Source organism: Cohnella sp. GCM10012308 (assembly GCF_042649185.1).
Classification (GTDB): domain Bacteria; phylum Bacillota; class Bacilli; order Paenibacillales; family Paenibacillaceae; genus Cohnella.
The window spans coordinates 290,882-306,124 of record NZ_JBHRYU010000002.1 but is presented as its reverse complement, the minus strand read 5'-3'; the positions used below and the strand labels follow the sequence as shown (position 1 = coordinate 306,124).

The following is a 15,243-nucleotide window of genomic DNA, read 5'->3' as shown; positions in this document are numbered from 1 at the left end:
TGTAGTCAAGAAGAACAACGGCCGCAGGCGCTGACGCCGCGGCGACATGGGAGGAATTGAACATGGACGATCAGAACAAAAAACCGGAAGACAATCTCTTCGGGTTCCGATATGGCAATGAACGCGAAGAGAACGGCGAGGGGGGAACGGCGAAAGGGCCGGAATTCCGGTATGCGGACCAAACGGACGCACGCGAGGAAGGGCACAGCGAAGTGGCCTCCGGATCGGATACGCCGGAATCCGGGTATTCGTCCCCTAATGAATCCAGGTATTCGTCTCCTAACGAATCCGGGTACACGTCTCCCAGAGAAGAAGAAACCCGGTTCACCTACGGTCCTTTCGGATCCGATCGGGAGCGCAGCGCGTCCTATGGTTCATCCTATGATAGCGGCACCGGCGGCAGCGCGAGCGAACGTCCGGCGACGCCGGCGGTCCAGCCGGCCGACAGGGAGTACCGGCCTTTCACCGTATCGGGCAACGGCAGGAACTGGGAGGCCTCCAAGCCGCCGCGCAGATCCTCGCTCCGGTCGGTATTCGCTTCGTTCATGGCTGGCGTGGTCGTCGTCGGCGGACTGATGTTCGCGGCCGACCGCGGCGACTGGTTCAGCTCCAAGGCCGCCGCACCGGCATCGGCGGCAGTATCGACGTCCAGCGACAACGGCGGCGCCAAGACGGTAGCCAATGTCACCGATACGGTTCGGCCGAACAACATTTCGAAGATCTTCGAGCAGGCAAGCCCGGCGGTCGTTAAAATCGAAACCTACGTCAAGGCTTCCAGCCGCAGCAGCAACGGCTACAGCTGGATGGACGACAATCCGCTGTTCCGTCAGTTTTTCGGCGATGATTATGGCGACGGCTCCGGCGGAAACGGCGGCAACGGCAGCGGCAGCGGCGATGGATCGGACGGAAGCGGCTCGCTGCAGGAGGAAGGCATGGGCTCGGGCTTCATTTTCGACTCCACGGGCTATATCCTGACCAACCAGCACGTGATCGCCGACGCAGACGAGATCAAAGTTACCGTTACCGGCCACCAGGAGCCATATACGGCTAAGCTGCTCGGCTCGAGCTACGATCTGGACCTCGCGGTGCTTAAGATCGAAGGCACGGACTTCCCGACGCTTAAGCTTGGCGATTCCGGCGCTTCCAATATGGGCGACTGGGTCGTAGCGATCGGCAATCCGTACGGCTTCGACCACACGGTCACCGTAGGCGTACTGAGCTCCAACGAGCGTCAGATCAGTATTCAGGATACGGCAGGCACGCGCAATTACGAGCATCTGCTGCAGACCGACGCTTCGATTAATCCCGGCAACTCCGGCGGCCCGCTGATTAATCTCAACGGCGAAGTCATCGGCATCAACACCGCAGTCAGCTCGCAGGCGCAAGGCATCGGTTTCGCGATTCCGACAAGCACGATCACCGAAGTACTAGATAACCTGAAATCCAACACCAAGATTCCGGCGAAGCCGTCTCCGTTCATCGGCGCGACGCTGCAGGATATCAGCAGCTCTGCTGCACGCCAGCTGGGGCTGTCCAGCACGGACGGCTCGCTCGTCAACAGCATTCTGTACAACTCGCCGGCTTATAAGGCTGACCTGCGCCAATACGACGTGATCCTCGGCATGGATGGCACGACGTACAAGACGAAGGAAGAGCTGATCGCCGCGATTCAGAAGAAGGCCGTAGGCGACAAGGGCGTGCTGAACGTTTATCGCGACGGCAAGAAGATCGATCTGACGATTACGATCGGCAACAAGAGCGATTTCGAGGATCAATCGACGCAGCAACAACAGCAACAACAATAAGCTTTTCTGCTACAATAGCGTTAACGGGGCAGTCGCCGAGACTGCCCCATTCTTTTAGACGGAGGAACACATGAGACCGCATATTCTCGTAATAGACGACGACGAAAAGATCACCTCGCTGCTCAGGCGCAGCCTCGCTTTCGAAGGCTATGAAGTTTCCACCGCGCCGAACGGTCCCGCAGGCCTTGGCATCGTGGCGGACAAATCCGCGGACCTGGTCATCCTTGACGTTATGATGCCGGGGATCGACGGCTGGGAAGTGTGCCGCAGGCTGAGGACTGCTGGCATCAATGTGCCCGTACTTATGTTGACGGCCAAGGACGACGTGCAGGACCGCGTGCGCGGCCTGGACCTGGGAGCCGACGACTATTTAGTGAAGCCGTTTGCGCTAGAGGAGCTGATGGCTCGCGTGCGCGCGCTCATGCGCCGTCGCCCCGAGCCTGCCGGAGAGAATAACCGGCTGCGCTTTGACGACCTGGTGCTCGACGTCGACGGCCGCGAGGCCATACGCGGAGACAACCGGATCGAACTGACGGCCAAGGAGTTCGACTTGCTCCATCTGTTCATGCAAAATCCGAAGCGCGTCCTCTCGCGCGATCAGATCATGGACAAGATCTGGGGTTACGACTATAGCGGGGAGTCCAACGTGCTCGAGGTCTACGTGGCGATGCTGCGCCAGAAGCTGGAGGAATACGGGGACAAGCGACTCATTCAGACGGTGCGGGGAGCGGGCTATGTCCTGAAGGGAGACAGCTAGGACATGTCGATCAGGCTTCGACTGACTTTGTGGTACTCGGGGTTGCTGGCGGGCGCACTCGTGGCTTTTGGTATCCTGATTTACGCGATCGTTTATCAGAATACGATGGGCAGCATCAAGAGCAGGCTGATGAACGAAGCGGAAAACGTTTATGTGGGTTCGACGTTCAACTCCGCAGGAGACCTGAAGATTTTTATCCGGACTTCTAATGCGTTAGACGTCAGCATTGCGGCTCAAGCCATTAATTATACACAGGATCCGAGCGGCCGCATTGACATGCAAACTTCAAATTTGAATTCATTGGGGATCAAATTCGCCTATCCCGAGTTCGACGGTATCAAGACCGGCCGGTACCATTCGGAAACGCTGAAAGGTTATCCGTTCGTGATCTATGAGAAAGCGCTCGTTATGCCCGAGAATGGAGCGATCATCGGACTGCTTCAAGTCGGCGCATACACAAAAAATGAAATCGGCTATCTTTCGCAAATGCGCACGATTCTTTGGATCGCCGGCCTCGCCAGCCTCGTTCTCGCCTTCGTCATCGGCCTTTTCCTCGCGCGCAAAGCGCTGCGCCCGATCGAGAAGGTCACGGAGGCGGCGGAGCGCGTACAGAGCGGTTCGGATCTGAAGCTGCGCATCCCCGGCGAGAGCCAGGACGAGATCGGCCGGCTCACCCGGACGCTCAATCATATGCTAGAGCGGGTGGAAAAAGCATATAATGTACTTGAAGAATCGAACACGGCCCAGCGCAGGTTCGTATCGGACGCTTCGCATGAGCTGCGCACGCCGCTGACGACGATTCGGGGCAATGTGGATTTGCTGGAAAAGGTATGGTCGGAGACGGGCTCCGGCGCCGCGGCAGAGGATCAGGACAGCGCAATCGTGAAGCCTCGGCTGTCTTTGGCGGAGCGGGAGGAGCTGTCGCGCGAAGCGCTGCACGACATATCGGACGAAGCGCGGCGGATGAGCCGGCTCGTCAACGATCTGTTGTCGCTGGCGCGCGCGGACGCCGGCTACGTCGTGGACAAGGAACCGATCGACCTGCTGCCGCTCGTCGAAGAGGCGTCCCGCAGAGCGGGTTTTCTGCCGCGCAAGGCGGAGTGGATCGTCGGTCCGCTGGATGCGCTTGCCGGCGTACGCGTCGTGGGCAACCGGGATTACCTCATGCAGCTGCTGTTCATTTTCATCGAAAACGGTTTTAAGTACACCCCCGCGGGCGAAGTTCGCCTGGAGGTGTACCGTCAGGAGGACCGCGTAGGCTTGTCCGTCACCGATACGGGCATCGGCATTGCCAAAGCCGATATGCCCCGCATCTTCGACCGCTTCTATCGGGCCGACGAATCCCGCGGTCAGACAGCCGGTACGGGGTTAGGCCTATCGATCGCCAAATGGATCGCGGACATGCACCGCGCTTCCCTGGATGTCCAGTCTCGTCCCGAGGGCGGCAGCCGCTTTACCATTTGGCTTCCCGTCGACTTTTCCGAACGCCGCGATTACGGTATAATAGAGGCATCGGTGCGCCCGGCTGTTCCCGACACGGAACAAAGCTGACAGGTACGGGCGAGAAAGCGGGTTACAAAAATGGAGATCGTCAAAATTTCCCCTCGCGGATATTGCTACGGCGTGGTGGATGCCATGGTGCTTGCCCTTCAGACGGCGCGCAACCTGGATCTGCCGCGCCCCATTTATATTTTAGGGATGATCGTGCACAACAGCCACGTGACCGAATCCTTCAAGGATGAGGGCATCATAACGCTGGACGGCGCGAACCGTCTCGAGATTCTCGAAGGCGTCGAGTCCGGCACTGTCATCTTTACGGCGCACGGCGTTTCGCCGGAAGTCCGCAACAGGGCAAGAGAAAAAGGGTTGACGATCGTGGATGCGACCTGCCCGGACGTTACGAAGACGCACGATCTGATCCGCGAGAAGGTCGGAGAAGGCTACGACATCATTTATATCGGCAAGAAAGGCCATCCAGAGCCGGAAGGCGCCATCGGGATCGCGCCCGATCGCGTTCATCTGATCGAGAACGAAGCAGAAATTGCGGAACTTCGACTTGCCGGCGACCGTATTATAATAACGAATCAGACGACGATGTCGCAGTGGGATATTCGACATCTCATCTCGAAGCTGCTCGAGACGTTTCCCCGGGCGGAGGTCCATAACGAGATTTGCTTGGCGACGCAGGTTCGTCAGGAAGCCGTTGCCGAGCAAGCGAAGAATGCGCAGCTCTGCATCGTCGTGGGCGACCCCCGGAGCAACAATTCCAATCGACTCGCCCAAGTATCGGAGGAGATCTCCGGCGTCAAGGCCTACCGCGTCTCGGACGTAACCGAGATCAAGCAGGAGTGGCTCGAAGGCATCGAACGTGTCGCCGTCACATCCGGCGCTTCGACGCCTACGCCGCTGACCAAGGAAGTCATCCAATACTTGGAGCGTTATGATCAGAACGACCCTTCGACCTGGGAGATCCGCCGCACCGTCAACATGAGCAAGCTGCTGCCGACGGTTAGAGAAAAATCAACCATCTGAGCCTTTCTTGGCTGAGTGGCGCCGCAGGCCGCAAGAAAGGAGCGCCATGCAACAACGTCTTCGCAAGTTCATCCGCTATTTGAAGCTGCAGTATGTCAAGCTGCTTCGTGCCAAGGGCGGAGCGTATTCGATAGCGATGGGTTTCGCGATCGGGCTGTTCGTCGAGATGTTTAATCTGCCGACCTACGGAACCTCGTTCGTACTCATCTTTCCGCTGATCTATCTGCTTCGGGGCAACTTGCCTTCGGCGCTGGTCGGATTCGTTTTCGGCAAGCTGATCTACATTCCGATGTCCGTGTTGAACAAGATGGTGGCGGATGCGGTGATGCCAGCGCACTTCGCGGTGAACTTCTCGTTCCTGCCGGCGAAGGTGAATCATTTTCTGCTGTTTAACCTTAAGATGATCGTCGGGGGGATGATCGACGGACTCGCGCTTGGCGTCTTGTTTTTCTTCCCAATCTGGTACAGCGTCCAGGCGTTCAAGCGCAAACGGAGAGAAAAGCGCCGCGCGAGAAAAATCGTCATAGAAGCGAGCAAGCCTGCAATGGAGTGACAGGGAAAAGCGATAACCCCGGGGATTGACACCCGGGGTTTTATCGTCTATATTTACTTTAGCGCTTAAAAGCGTATAAGCGTCGAAGCGTATAAGCGCGAAAGCGAATGAATAGAAATAATAATAATTAGAATCCGGGAGCGTGTCCTTATGATCGTCATTACTTCTCCGCATATCTCCGAAGAACGCATCTTGGAGATTGCCGAATATATTCAAAAGAGCGGCGTACAGCCTCATATCTCGCGCGGCACGGATCGTACCGTCATCGGCATCATCGGCAAGGCGGAGCCGACGCTCGCAGAGCATATCCGCTCCATGCATGGCGTGGAGAACGTCATCAAGATCTCCAAGTCCTACAAGCTGGCGAGCAGAGACTTCCATCCGGACGACACGATCATCGACGTGAAGGGCGTGAAGATCGGCGGCGACAACCTGGTTATCATGGGCGGACCGTGCGCGGTCGAGACGCCGGAGCAGATCGACGAGATCGCCCGTCTGGTCAAGGCGGCCGGCGGCCAGGTACTTCGCGGTGGAGCGTTCAAGCCGCGTACCGGTCCGTACAGCTTCCAAGGGATCGGCGTGGAAGGACTGAAGTGGATGAAGGAAGCCGGCGAGAAATACGGCCTGCTCACCATCACGGAGGTTATGGCGCCGGAGTTCGTCGACATTTGCGCAGAATACGCGGACATCATGCAGGTCGGCACGCGCAACATGCAGAACTTCGATCTGCTGCGCAAGCTCGGCACGATTCAAAATCCCGTACTGCTCAAGCGCGGATTCAGCGCGACGTACGACGAGTGGCTGAATGCGGCGGAATACATCCTGGCTGGCGGCAATCCGAACGTCATGCTATGCGAACGCGGCATCCGCACCTTTGAGACTTACACGCGCAACACGTTCGACTTGGCTGCGATCCCGGTCATCCAGCAGTTGTCGCATCTGCCGGTCATTGCCGACCCGAGCCATGCGACGGGCCGCCGCGAGCTCGTGGAGACGATGACCAAGGCGTCCGTCGCCGCAGGGGCGAACGGTCTCATTATCGAGATGCATACCGATCCGGACAACTCGGCGACGGGAGACGGCGTGCAGTCGCTGTTTCCGGATCAATTCGCCAACCTGCTCAAGGAGCTCGAGCAGCTCTCGCCGCTGCTCGGCAAGCGCTTCGACACCGCCAAGGAGCCGGCCGAAGCGTTCGCGACCTGGAAAAAGTAATATAGAACTTTAAACTAGGGCCGCCAGTTAAGCTGGCGGTTCTTTTTATATTTATTCGGACAATTGCGGCGCAGCCTTGTTGGCGCATAGAGTGGGACTCCAGGTACGCTATTTCGGGAAAAGTGAGTCTGTGGAGGCGCATGCGGACTCAGGGTACGCTATTTCGGTAAGATTGCTTACGTTGGGCAGCATGAAGATAGAATAGCGGCGCCTGAGTCCGTAACGGGGCCCGGATCGCTCAAATTAAGGAAATAAGGGCGCTGGGGTCCGAAGGAGCGCAGGAACACAGGATGTTGAAGCACAGGATGTAGAAGCACAGGACGCAGGAGCATAGGAGCGTATTAAAAAGGCCGCCAGCGCATTGCGCTGGCGGCCTTTGCAATCCATTTTATTTTTTAGAGCGTGCGCTTCGGCTTGCGGTTGCGAAGCCGGATCGCGAAGAGGATAAGCGAGGCTGCGATCAGGCCGTACCCGATAAGCGGGTAAATCGGCGCGGTCTCGCCGGTCTTAGGCAGCTGTCCGTCGCCGTTAGCCGAGCCGGAGCCGGAAGCGCCGGAGGATGCGCCGTTCGAGCCGCCATCCGCGCCGCCGTCTTCGCTGCCGCTGTTCCCGCCCGCGTCTACGCCGCCCGAGCCGTTGCCGCCGGAGCTGCCGTTGCCTTGGCTAGGGTTGCCCGAGCCAGGATTGTCGGTGCCGCCGTTGTCGGTTCCAGTGCCGGTGTCAGGCGTTTGCGGTTCAGCCTTCTTGAGGACGAGGCCCGCATCGACGGTCAGGTCGTTTGCGCCAGGCTGCAGCGAGATGACGCCCGTGCGTCCGTCAGGGCCCGCATCGGAATCGTTGTCGCCATTCGAGCCGGCGGCATGTACGGTTGTCCATGCATAACCGTTCGGAAGCTTGAAGCCGACACGGTAAGAACCAGGCGTCAGATCCTTGAACGCGTAGTAGCCCGGTTTGCCGCCGGCGTCATTGCCGGTCAGCTGCTTGGCAATCTCGTTGCCGTCGGCATCGTAGAGGGTGACCTCCACGTCGTTCAAGCCGACTTCGCCAGCGTCTTGCCTGCCGTTCGCATTGCTGTCGATCCATACGTAATCGCCGATCGACGACAGCTGGATGAGACCTGCGTCGATCGTCTTGTCATTCATGCCGGCAATCAGAGAAACGACCGGCGTCTTGCCGAGCGAGTCCGCGTTGGAATCGTTGCTCCGGTCCGTTCCTTGCGCAGGCTTCGTGAATTGATAGCCTGCCGGCAAGATGAATTTGACCGTATAATCTTCAGGATTCAAGCCGGTGAAAGCATAATATCCAGGCTTGCCGTCAACATCGTTGGCCGTGACCTTCGTCGCGACGAGCGCGTTAAAGCGATTGTAGAGCTCGACGGTCACGCCGTTCAGACCCGTTTCGGAATCGTCCTGCAGACCGTTGCCGTTCACGTCCAGCCACACGCGGTCGCCGAGAGCGGCAGGGATGATGGCCGGTACCGCATAGAAGCCGGCGTCGATATCGTCGCGGTACTCGCCAGGCGTCAGCGTGACGGCTGCCGTATCGCCTTCAAGTCCGGCATCGGAGTCACGCGTGGCGTCCGGCGTAGCGCCTTTGCTCGTGAACAGCTGGCCGTCCGGAATGTAGAACTTGATCTTGTACGTATCCGGCATGAGGCCGTCGAATTTATAATAGCCCGGTTTGCCGGCCAGATCGGCGGTTGTCGTCGTCTTCAGCACGTTGCCGAGGGCGTCGAGCAGCTCGACCTTAAGTCCGTTGCGTCCTTTCTCGTCGGGTCCTTGGATCCCGTTGGAATCCGCATCTTCCCAGACGAAATCGCCGATCGCTGCCGGCAGGACGATGCCTGCGTCGATGCTAAGGTCGTCCTGGCCAGCCGTAAGCGAGATCTGGCCTGTCGTTCCCGTAGCGTCAACGTTGGAGTCGTTGTCGGTCGTGTAGCCCGTACCCGTCACGAGGCTCTTCGTAAACATATAGCCTGACGGCAGATCGAAGCGTACCTTGTAGTTGCCGGGATACAGATTCGTAAACAGGTAGTTGCCCGAGGCATCCGTTACGGTCGTCACAGGCGTGCCGCCGCTCAGGACTGGCGAACCGTCGCCTTGGAGCAGATGAACGGTTACGCCGGCTGCAGCCGGATCCGAAGGCTCGCCGTCCTGGCGTCCGATGGCGCCCAGGTCCACCCATAGCTTGTCGCCCAGGTTGACAAGCTTGACAAGGCCTGCGTCAAGCGTCGTGTTGATATCGCCGGAGGACAAGGTCACAGAAGCCGTACGTCCGCCTGCGCTTGCATCGGCATCGGAATCCGCAGTGTCAAGCGGTCCGACATCCTGCGCCGTAAACACATAGCCGGCCGGCAGGTCAAAGGAGACGCGATAAACCCCGGGTACCAGATGGTCGAACAAGTACTTCCCGTTCGCATCCGTCGTTGTCGTGACCGGCAGGCCGCCGCTCAATACAGGCGAACCGGCTCCGTCCAGCAAGCGGACGGTCACGCCGGCTACGCCGGTCTCTCCGGCATCTTGAATGCCGTTCAGATTGCGGTCCATCCAGACATAGTCGCCGAGCGCGGTCAGCTTGACGAGACCCGCGTCGGTGTCGACGTCGTTTTCCCCCGGGCTGAGCGAGACGATCGCCGAGCGTCCGGTGACCGGATCGGCATCCGAATCATTGCTTGCGGTGCTGCCCGATGCATTCTTTTTCGCGAAAATATAGTCGGTCGGCAATTCGAACTGTACGATGTAGTCGCCAGGAACGAGCTTCGTGAATTTGTAGCGTCCGTTCAGATCGGTCGTCGTCGTGACGGGCACGCCGCCCTTCAGGACCGGATTGCCGCTGCCGTCCAGCAGGTTGACCTTGGCGCCGGCAAAGCCGTTTTCGCCGACATCCTGGATGCCGTTGTCGTTCGTATCGTGCCAGACGGTATCGCCGAGGGAAGCCAGCTCGACGAGCCCCGCGTCGATCGTCAGATCGTCCTCGTCGGAGACGAGCGTGATCGCGTCGCTGAAGCCGAAGTTCGTACCGGCCGCGTCGTCGTCCGCGTTGGAATCAATCGCGCGATCCGATCCGGCGAACGAATGCGTGAACATGTATTCGTCGCTCGGCAGAACGAATTGCACGACATATTCGCCGGGCCACAGATTGGTAAACAGGTAAGCGCCGTCTGCGTCCGTTACTGCCGTCTTGATGGCCGCCGTCAGATCGGCCGCATCGTACAACTTGACGGTGACGCCTTCGACGCCGGGCTCGCCTGCGTCCTGAATGCCGTCAAAGTCCCGGTCGCTCCATACGAAGTTGCCGAGCGATACCCGGTCTACGATACCGGCATCGATGTCGGTGCGCTGTTGTCCGATGGTGAGCGTCACCGTATCGGTAAGGCCCAGGTCCGCATCCGCGTTAGAAGCGTCCGAGTCTACCGCGCTTGTGCTTTGATGCTTGCCGGTGAACTTGAAGCCGGCAGGCAGCTGGCTGAATTTGACCTTGTAGTCGCCGGCGGACAAGTTAATGAATTTGTAGTTGCCGTTCGCATCCGTCGTTTGCGAAGCGACTGCATTGCCGTAAGCGTCCTCTGCAGGCGTCGTACCGTCCGCCTCGAACAGCTCGACCTTGATGCCGCTCTTGCCCGGCTCGCCCGCATCCTGGTTGCCGTCGCCGTTCAGATCGTGCCATACGAAGTCTCCGAGCGACGCCAGCGTGTGTATGCCTGCGTCGATCGTCATATCGTGCTCGCCCGTGGACAGCGTCTTGTCCGCAAGACCGACGGAGCCGGTGCCTTGTTTGATCGCGTCCGAATCCTTTGCGTCGTCGCTGCCTTGATTAGGCTGTACGAACCAGTAGCCGGTCGGCAGCGTGAATTTGACCGTGTAGCTTCCTGCATTGAGGTACTGGAACTTGTACAGGCCGTCTGCAGCCGTCGTTTGGGTTGTAATCGCCGTGCCGTAGGCATCAGCCGTTACCGGATCTCCCGTTCCGTCCAGCAACTGAACTTGAACGCCGGCTACGCCGGATTCTCCGGCATCCTGCACGCCGTTAGCGTCCGTATCGAGCCATACCTTGTCGCCAAGGGAGGAGAGCTCGTACAGTCCCGCATCGATGTCCATATTGTCGACGGCATTCATTGCGATCGTGGCCGTCTTTGCTTCTGTCGTCGCAGGCAGGGCCGGTACGATCGCGTCGGAATCGCTGGCCGCGGTGCCCGCGCCATTGATCGTGAACAGGTATCCGTTGCCGCGAACGAATTCGACTTTATAGTTGCCAGGATAAAGATTCGAGAATTTGTACAGGCCGTCCGCGGCGGTCGTTGCCGTGCGATAGACGACAGTCGTCGAGTCGTCCTCGTAGTACAGGTTGACGACAATGCCGCTCACGCCTGGCTCGCCGGAATCCTGCACGCCGTCTTGATCCTTGTCGTTCCACACGTAGTCGCCGAGCGCAACGAGCTTGACGAGCCCGGCATCGATCGTCAGATCGCTTAAGCCAGGTGTCTGCACCGACGTAATCGTGTCGGTCTGGCCGGACGTCTGCAGCGTCGGCTCGTTGTTGGCCGAGCGATTGACGTTGGAGTCCGAAGCGGCGCTGCCTTGACCCTTGCGCGTAAAACCGTAGCCGGTCGGCAAGACGAATTCGACCTTGTATTTGCGAGGCAGCAGGTGGTCGAACAAGTACTTGCCATTTGAATCGGTCGTAGCCGTTACGAAATTATCGTTTCGGTCTTTGACCTGTGCGCCGGATTCAGTCAATAGACGGACGGTAACGCCCGCCATTGGAACATCGGTCGGATCGGTAGCTTGCTTCCCGTCGGCGTTGCCGTCGACCCAGACTTCGTCGCCGAGCTTGACGGGAAGGACATAGCCCGCATCGACGGTCAGATTTTTCTCCCCGAGCTGCAGGTCGATTACGTCCGAAAATCCGAGCGGCTTGGCTTTGTCTGCCGTCGCTGCGCCGCCGAAGCTCGTAGCGCTCGCCAGATCGTAAGCGTTGGAATCCTCGAATCGCTTGCTGCCCTTATCCTTATAAGTCAACAGTACATCTTCGGCTGTTCCGTCGGAATCCGTATCGAACGCGTACTGGGTAGGGAACTTGACCTTGTACTTGCCCGGGAGCAGGTTGTCGAACAGGTATTTGCCGTTCGCATCGGTCGTTTCGGTGCCCTGGCTGACCCAAGTCGAACCGTTTTGCTTGAACAGCTCGACCTGAACGCCGGATACGCCGTGTCCAGCTGCCGGTTCATTTTGCGTACCGGAGCCGTCTTCGTCGTACCATACATAGTCGCCGATCGCGCCGAGCGGAGGCTCGAGTCCCGCGTCGATCGTGAGATCGTTAGCGGTCAAGTGGATCACGTCCGTCAAGACGGTAGGAGACGTGTCCGACGAACCCGCCACGCCGACATTGGAGTCAACGGCTCTGTTGCTGCCGGCTTCCTTTTGGGTCCATGCGGTAAAATGACGCGCTTCATTCGTATAGGCGTTGGCTCCGCTGCCGTATTTGTAATCCTCGGGCAGCGAGGTCGGCATCGTAAACTTCACTTTGTAATCGCCGGCCGGCAGGTTCGGGAACAAATAGTAGCCCGCCTTGCCGCTGGCATCGGGACCGGTCACCGTGGTCACCGGAATATGAACGGTCGTGCCGTCGTCCTTGAAATCCTTCGTGAATGGCGTGTTGTCGGATTTCAACAGCTCCACCTTGACGCCGTTGATGCCCTGCTCTCCGGCATCCTGCACGCCGTCTTTGTTGACGTCCGCCCAGACGTAATCGCCAAGCGACAGGCCGGTAGGCGGATTGATATGCACGCCGACTTTTGGCGGCTCGGCAGGTTCGAGCTTGGAGCTTGTGCCTTTTTCCTGCGCTTGGTGCGCAAAGGAGTTCCAGGCGATCCGGTCGACGGTCGTGCCGAGCGGCGCCTTCATCGACCAGACGATCGGATATTCCTGGCCGGGAGTCAAAGAGAACGCCGCCGCGAATTCGAACTTAAGCGCCGTGACGGTCGTCAGGTCGGCTGGCGGCGTCGCGCTCCAGGTAGAAGCCGTTTTAATCTTGGCGTGGACATCCGTGCTGTAATAGACGGTGTAGTCCGCATTGGCGGCCAGCGGCTCGGTAAGCACCGTGCCCCACTCGGATCCGCGCGAACCGAGCAGCGCGCCTTCGTCGCCTTGGCGCGGCAGCGTATCGACAACGACGACATGGTCGACGTCGAAGTTCGAGTTGTTCTTGACGGTCAGCTTATAGTCGACCCGCCCGCCGGCCACCGTGTTGCCAAGCTGGTCGCAGGCTGCGCTGAACGTACAACCGGACGGGAAAGTGCCGGCCTTCCAATCGTCGTCCAATTCTCCGCGTACCCGCTTGTACGATCCAAGCTCGGCAACGCGATTGACGGTGATGTCGGCGGAGGAGCCGATGTAAAGGTTGGTCGGACTGCCGTCGCCATCGTAATCGTTCGTATCCGTCTTGAGCGGATTGAAATAGTAGTCGTTCAGGTAAGCTTCGTTGTTGGACGTAACGCCCGCCTGATTCGTATAGGTCGTAGCCGGCGCGTATTCTGCAATTTTGGCTTTGACGCGAATCGTGAACGAGCTGTTTAATGGCATCTTGGTGCCGGGCGCGAATTTCCAGCGCAGCAGCGTTTTGTCGCCGCTTAACGCCGTCGGCGTGGAGGCATCGAGCGCGAACGAAGCGGCGGAGAAATTAACGCTCGAATCCGAGATCCCCGCGGATACGTATTCCAGTCCCTTCGGCAGCACATCGAAAACGATCGGATCGTGGAACTCTGCGCTGGAGAACGAAGTATTCGATACTTTGAGATCGAATTCGACGTAGCTGGCTTCCGTCGCATTGGAAGGCACGAACGGGCCGCTGCTCACAAGCGTCTTGTCGAGTCTGACAAGCGGCCGGTCCTGCCATACGTAAACGTCGGCGCCGTCGCTGCCGTGCTTCGGCGTGGAATCGAAGGTATAATCCAGGTTCGCCGTATTGCGAATATAATTGCCGTTCGTGATGGAAGATCCGCTTCTCAGCGTATATGTGAGCGTAAAGTTCGAAGTCTGGCTAAACGAGACGGGGAGCGAACCCGCGAAGCGGAACTGAACGCCCATCACCCGATCTGCGCCCAGATTCAAGGAAGAGGCGGAGAGAGATTCGGATGTATCAGGGCTGACGGACTGCCAGTATACCCAGTCACCCGCGCCGGGGCTGGACTTTGTGGTGTAGTACACCGCATAGTTGACGCTGACGTCATGGAACGTCGCGGTGTCGATTGCCTTCAGATCGAGGTTCACAGGGTTGCCGCCCGAATCCTGCGTCGGCGTCATGTCGGTGATGACGGCATCCTCGAGCGTGCTGTTGGAGCGGTTGCTGAAGCCGCCGACATAGAACTTGACGTCCTGTCCGGGGGAAATTTCTTTTTGACGATCTTCTACATTCTTGTAGAAGCCGCCGGGGCCCGTATCGATTTTCGTGCCGGTAAAGCCGTGGCTGACGTTGGCGCTAGTCGACAGCTGCGGCTTGCCCAGCGGGTTGTAGGTGACGTTCGCGATATTCGTAACGGTTGTCGACGTGTCGACTTTGCTGGCCGGATATCGGACGGTCACGTAATAGACCGCATCGTCGGCGAGCGTACCTGCCGGGCTCCAGGTTACGACGCCGGTATCGCCTGGCGCAGGCGCCGAACTTGGCGCCGGATACGCGGATACGAACTCGGCTTCGGAAGGCAGCGTATCCTTCAGCACGACATTTTCGATATCGAGCACGCCGATGTCGGTGCCGGACTTCTTGTTGTTAAACGTGAGCTTGTACTGGACCTGGCCGTCTACGAGCGGCGTCGGAATCGGAGAGACCCGCTCCTTGACGAGCTCCCAGTCCGCGGCGGCTTGCGCCTTGACGGTGACCGGATTGGACGCTTCCAGCTCGACCGTCGGATTGCCGCCGGCGTCCGGTCCGTAGATCTTGGCCGTCGCCGTGGTCTCCGTGCCGTCGGGCGTGGTATGCGCGGTATAATGCGCATTGATCTGCAGCATATACGACGTGCCTGCGACCGGGCCGCCGGCGCCGGAATTTTTGAAGCTGAATTCCAGATCGTTCCCGACCTGTGTCATGCCGGACAGAATGGATAGCGGGATATAGTCGTTGAATACGACGCCTGCCGGAAGCGGCAGTACCAGCTTCAGCTTCTCGGTGTCGATCCCGCTGTCCACCAGATCGGAAAAGCTGAAATTGATCGTATAAATGAAGGTGCGACCGGAATCGACGACCGGCACGTCGGTCGACATGCTCATCAAAATGCCGTTAGCGGCATCGCTATCAGCGTTCGCATCGGGCTCGGGCAGCCAGGATCGGCTCCACAGCAGTCCGAAGACGAGCGTAATCGCTAAAAAGGACTTGAGAATCTTCATTGC

General features: G+C 58.8%; 7 protein-coding genes. 6 read left to right on the top strand and 1 reads right to left on the bottom strand.

Features of this window, described 5'->3' with window-relative positions; translation table 11 throughout:
* The first annotated feature begins 62 nt into the window (after positions 1 to 62).
* From ACFOTD_RS04535 to aroF, 6 genes are all read left to right on the top strand, one after another.
* Positions 63 to 1,805 (top strand): trypsin-like peptidase domain-containing protein, encoded by a 1,743-nt coding sequence (locus ACFOTD_RS04535; RefSeq protein WP_378116159.1) that lies wholly within the window; start codon positions 63 to 65, stop codon positions 1,803 to 1,805.
* 70 nt (positions 1,806 to 1,875) lie between these two features.
* The gene (locus ACFOTD_RS04530; RefSeq protein WP_378116157.1) at positions 1,876 to 2,562 is read left to right on the top strand and encodes a response regulator transcription factor; all 687 of its coding nucleotides are present in this window, start codon (positions 1,876 to 1,878) and stop codon (positions 2,560 to 2,562) included.
* 3 nt (positions 2,563 to 2,565) lie between these two features.
* A complete protein-coding gene (locus ACFOTD_RS04525; protein ID WP_378116156.1) occupies positions 2,566 to 4,113 on the top strand; it encodes a sensor histidine kinase in 1,548 nt (515 codons plus the stop codon).
* 30 nt (positions 4,114 to 4,143) lie between these two features.
* Entirely contained in the window at positions 4,144 to 5,094 is a 951-nt protein-coding gene (locus tag ACFOTD_RS04520) for a 4-hydroxy-3-methylbut-2-enyl diphosphate reductase (protein WP_378116154.1), read from the top strand.
* 46 nt (positions 5,095 to 5,140) lie between these two features.
* Entirely contained in the window at positions 5,141 to 5,647 is a 507-nt protein-coding gene (locus ACFOTD_RS04515) for a DUF2062 domain-containing protein (RefSeq protein ID WP_378116152.1), read from the top strand.
* Positions 5,648 to 5,797: 150 nt separating this feature from the next.
* Positions 5,798 to 6,859 (top strand): 3-deoxy-7-phosphoheptulonate synthase, encoded by a 1,062-nt coding sequence (gene aroF, locus ACFOTD_RS04510; protein ID WP_378116150.1) that lies wholly within the window; start codon positions 5,798 to 5,800, stop codon positions 6,857 to 6,859.
* Positions 6,860 to 7,254: 395 nt separating this feature from the next.
* Here the strand turns inward: aroF and ACFOTD_RS04505 are convergent, their stop codons facing one another.
* Positions 7,255 to 15,240 (bottom strand): SdrD B-like domain-containing protein, encoded by a 7,986-nt coding sequence (locus tag ACFOTD_RS04505; protein ID WP_378116148.1) that lies wholly within the window; start codon positions 15,238 to 15,240, stop codon positions 7,255 to 7,257.
* Between the last annotated feature and the right edge of the window lie 3 nt (positions 15,241 to 15,243).

What these genes read in the sequence shown, in the direction of transcription:
- ACFOTD_RS04535 (WP_378116159.1), top strand. Translation starts at nt 63, where the DNA reads ATGGACGATCAGAACAAAAAACCGGAAGACAATCTCTTCGGGTTCCGA.
- ACFOTD_RS04530 (WP_378116157.1), top strand. Translation starts at nt 1,876, where the DNA reads ATGAGACCGCATATTCTCGTAATAGACGACGACGAAAAGATCACCTCG.
- ACFOTD_RS04525 (WP_378116156.1), top strand. Translation starts at nt 2,566, where the DNA reads ATGTCGATCAGGCTTCGACTGACTTTGTGGTACTCGGGGTTGCTGGCG.
- ACFOTD_RS04520 (WP_378116154.1), top strand. Translation starts at nt 4,144, where the DNA reads ATGGAGATCGTCAAAATTTCCCCTCGCGGATATTGCTACGGCGTGGTG.
- ACFOTD_RS04515 (WP_378116152.1), top strand. Translation starts at nt 5,141, where the DNA reads ATGCAACAACGTCTTCGCAAGTTCATCCGCTATTTGAAGCTGCAGTAT.
- aroF (WP_378116150.1), top strand. Translation starts at nt 5,798, where the DNA reads ATGATCGTCATTACTTCTCCGCATATCTCCGAAGAACGCATCTTGGAG.
- ACFOTD_RS04505 (WP_378116148.1), bottom strand. Translation starts at nt 15,240, where the DNA reads ATGAAGATTCTCAAGTCCTTTTTAGCGATTACGCTCGTCTTCGGACTG.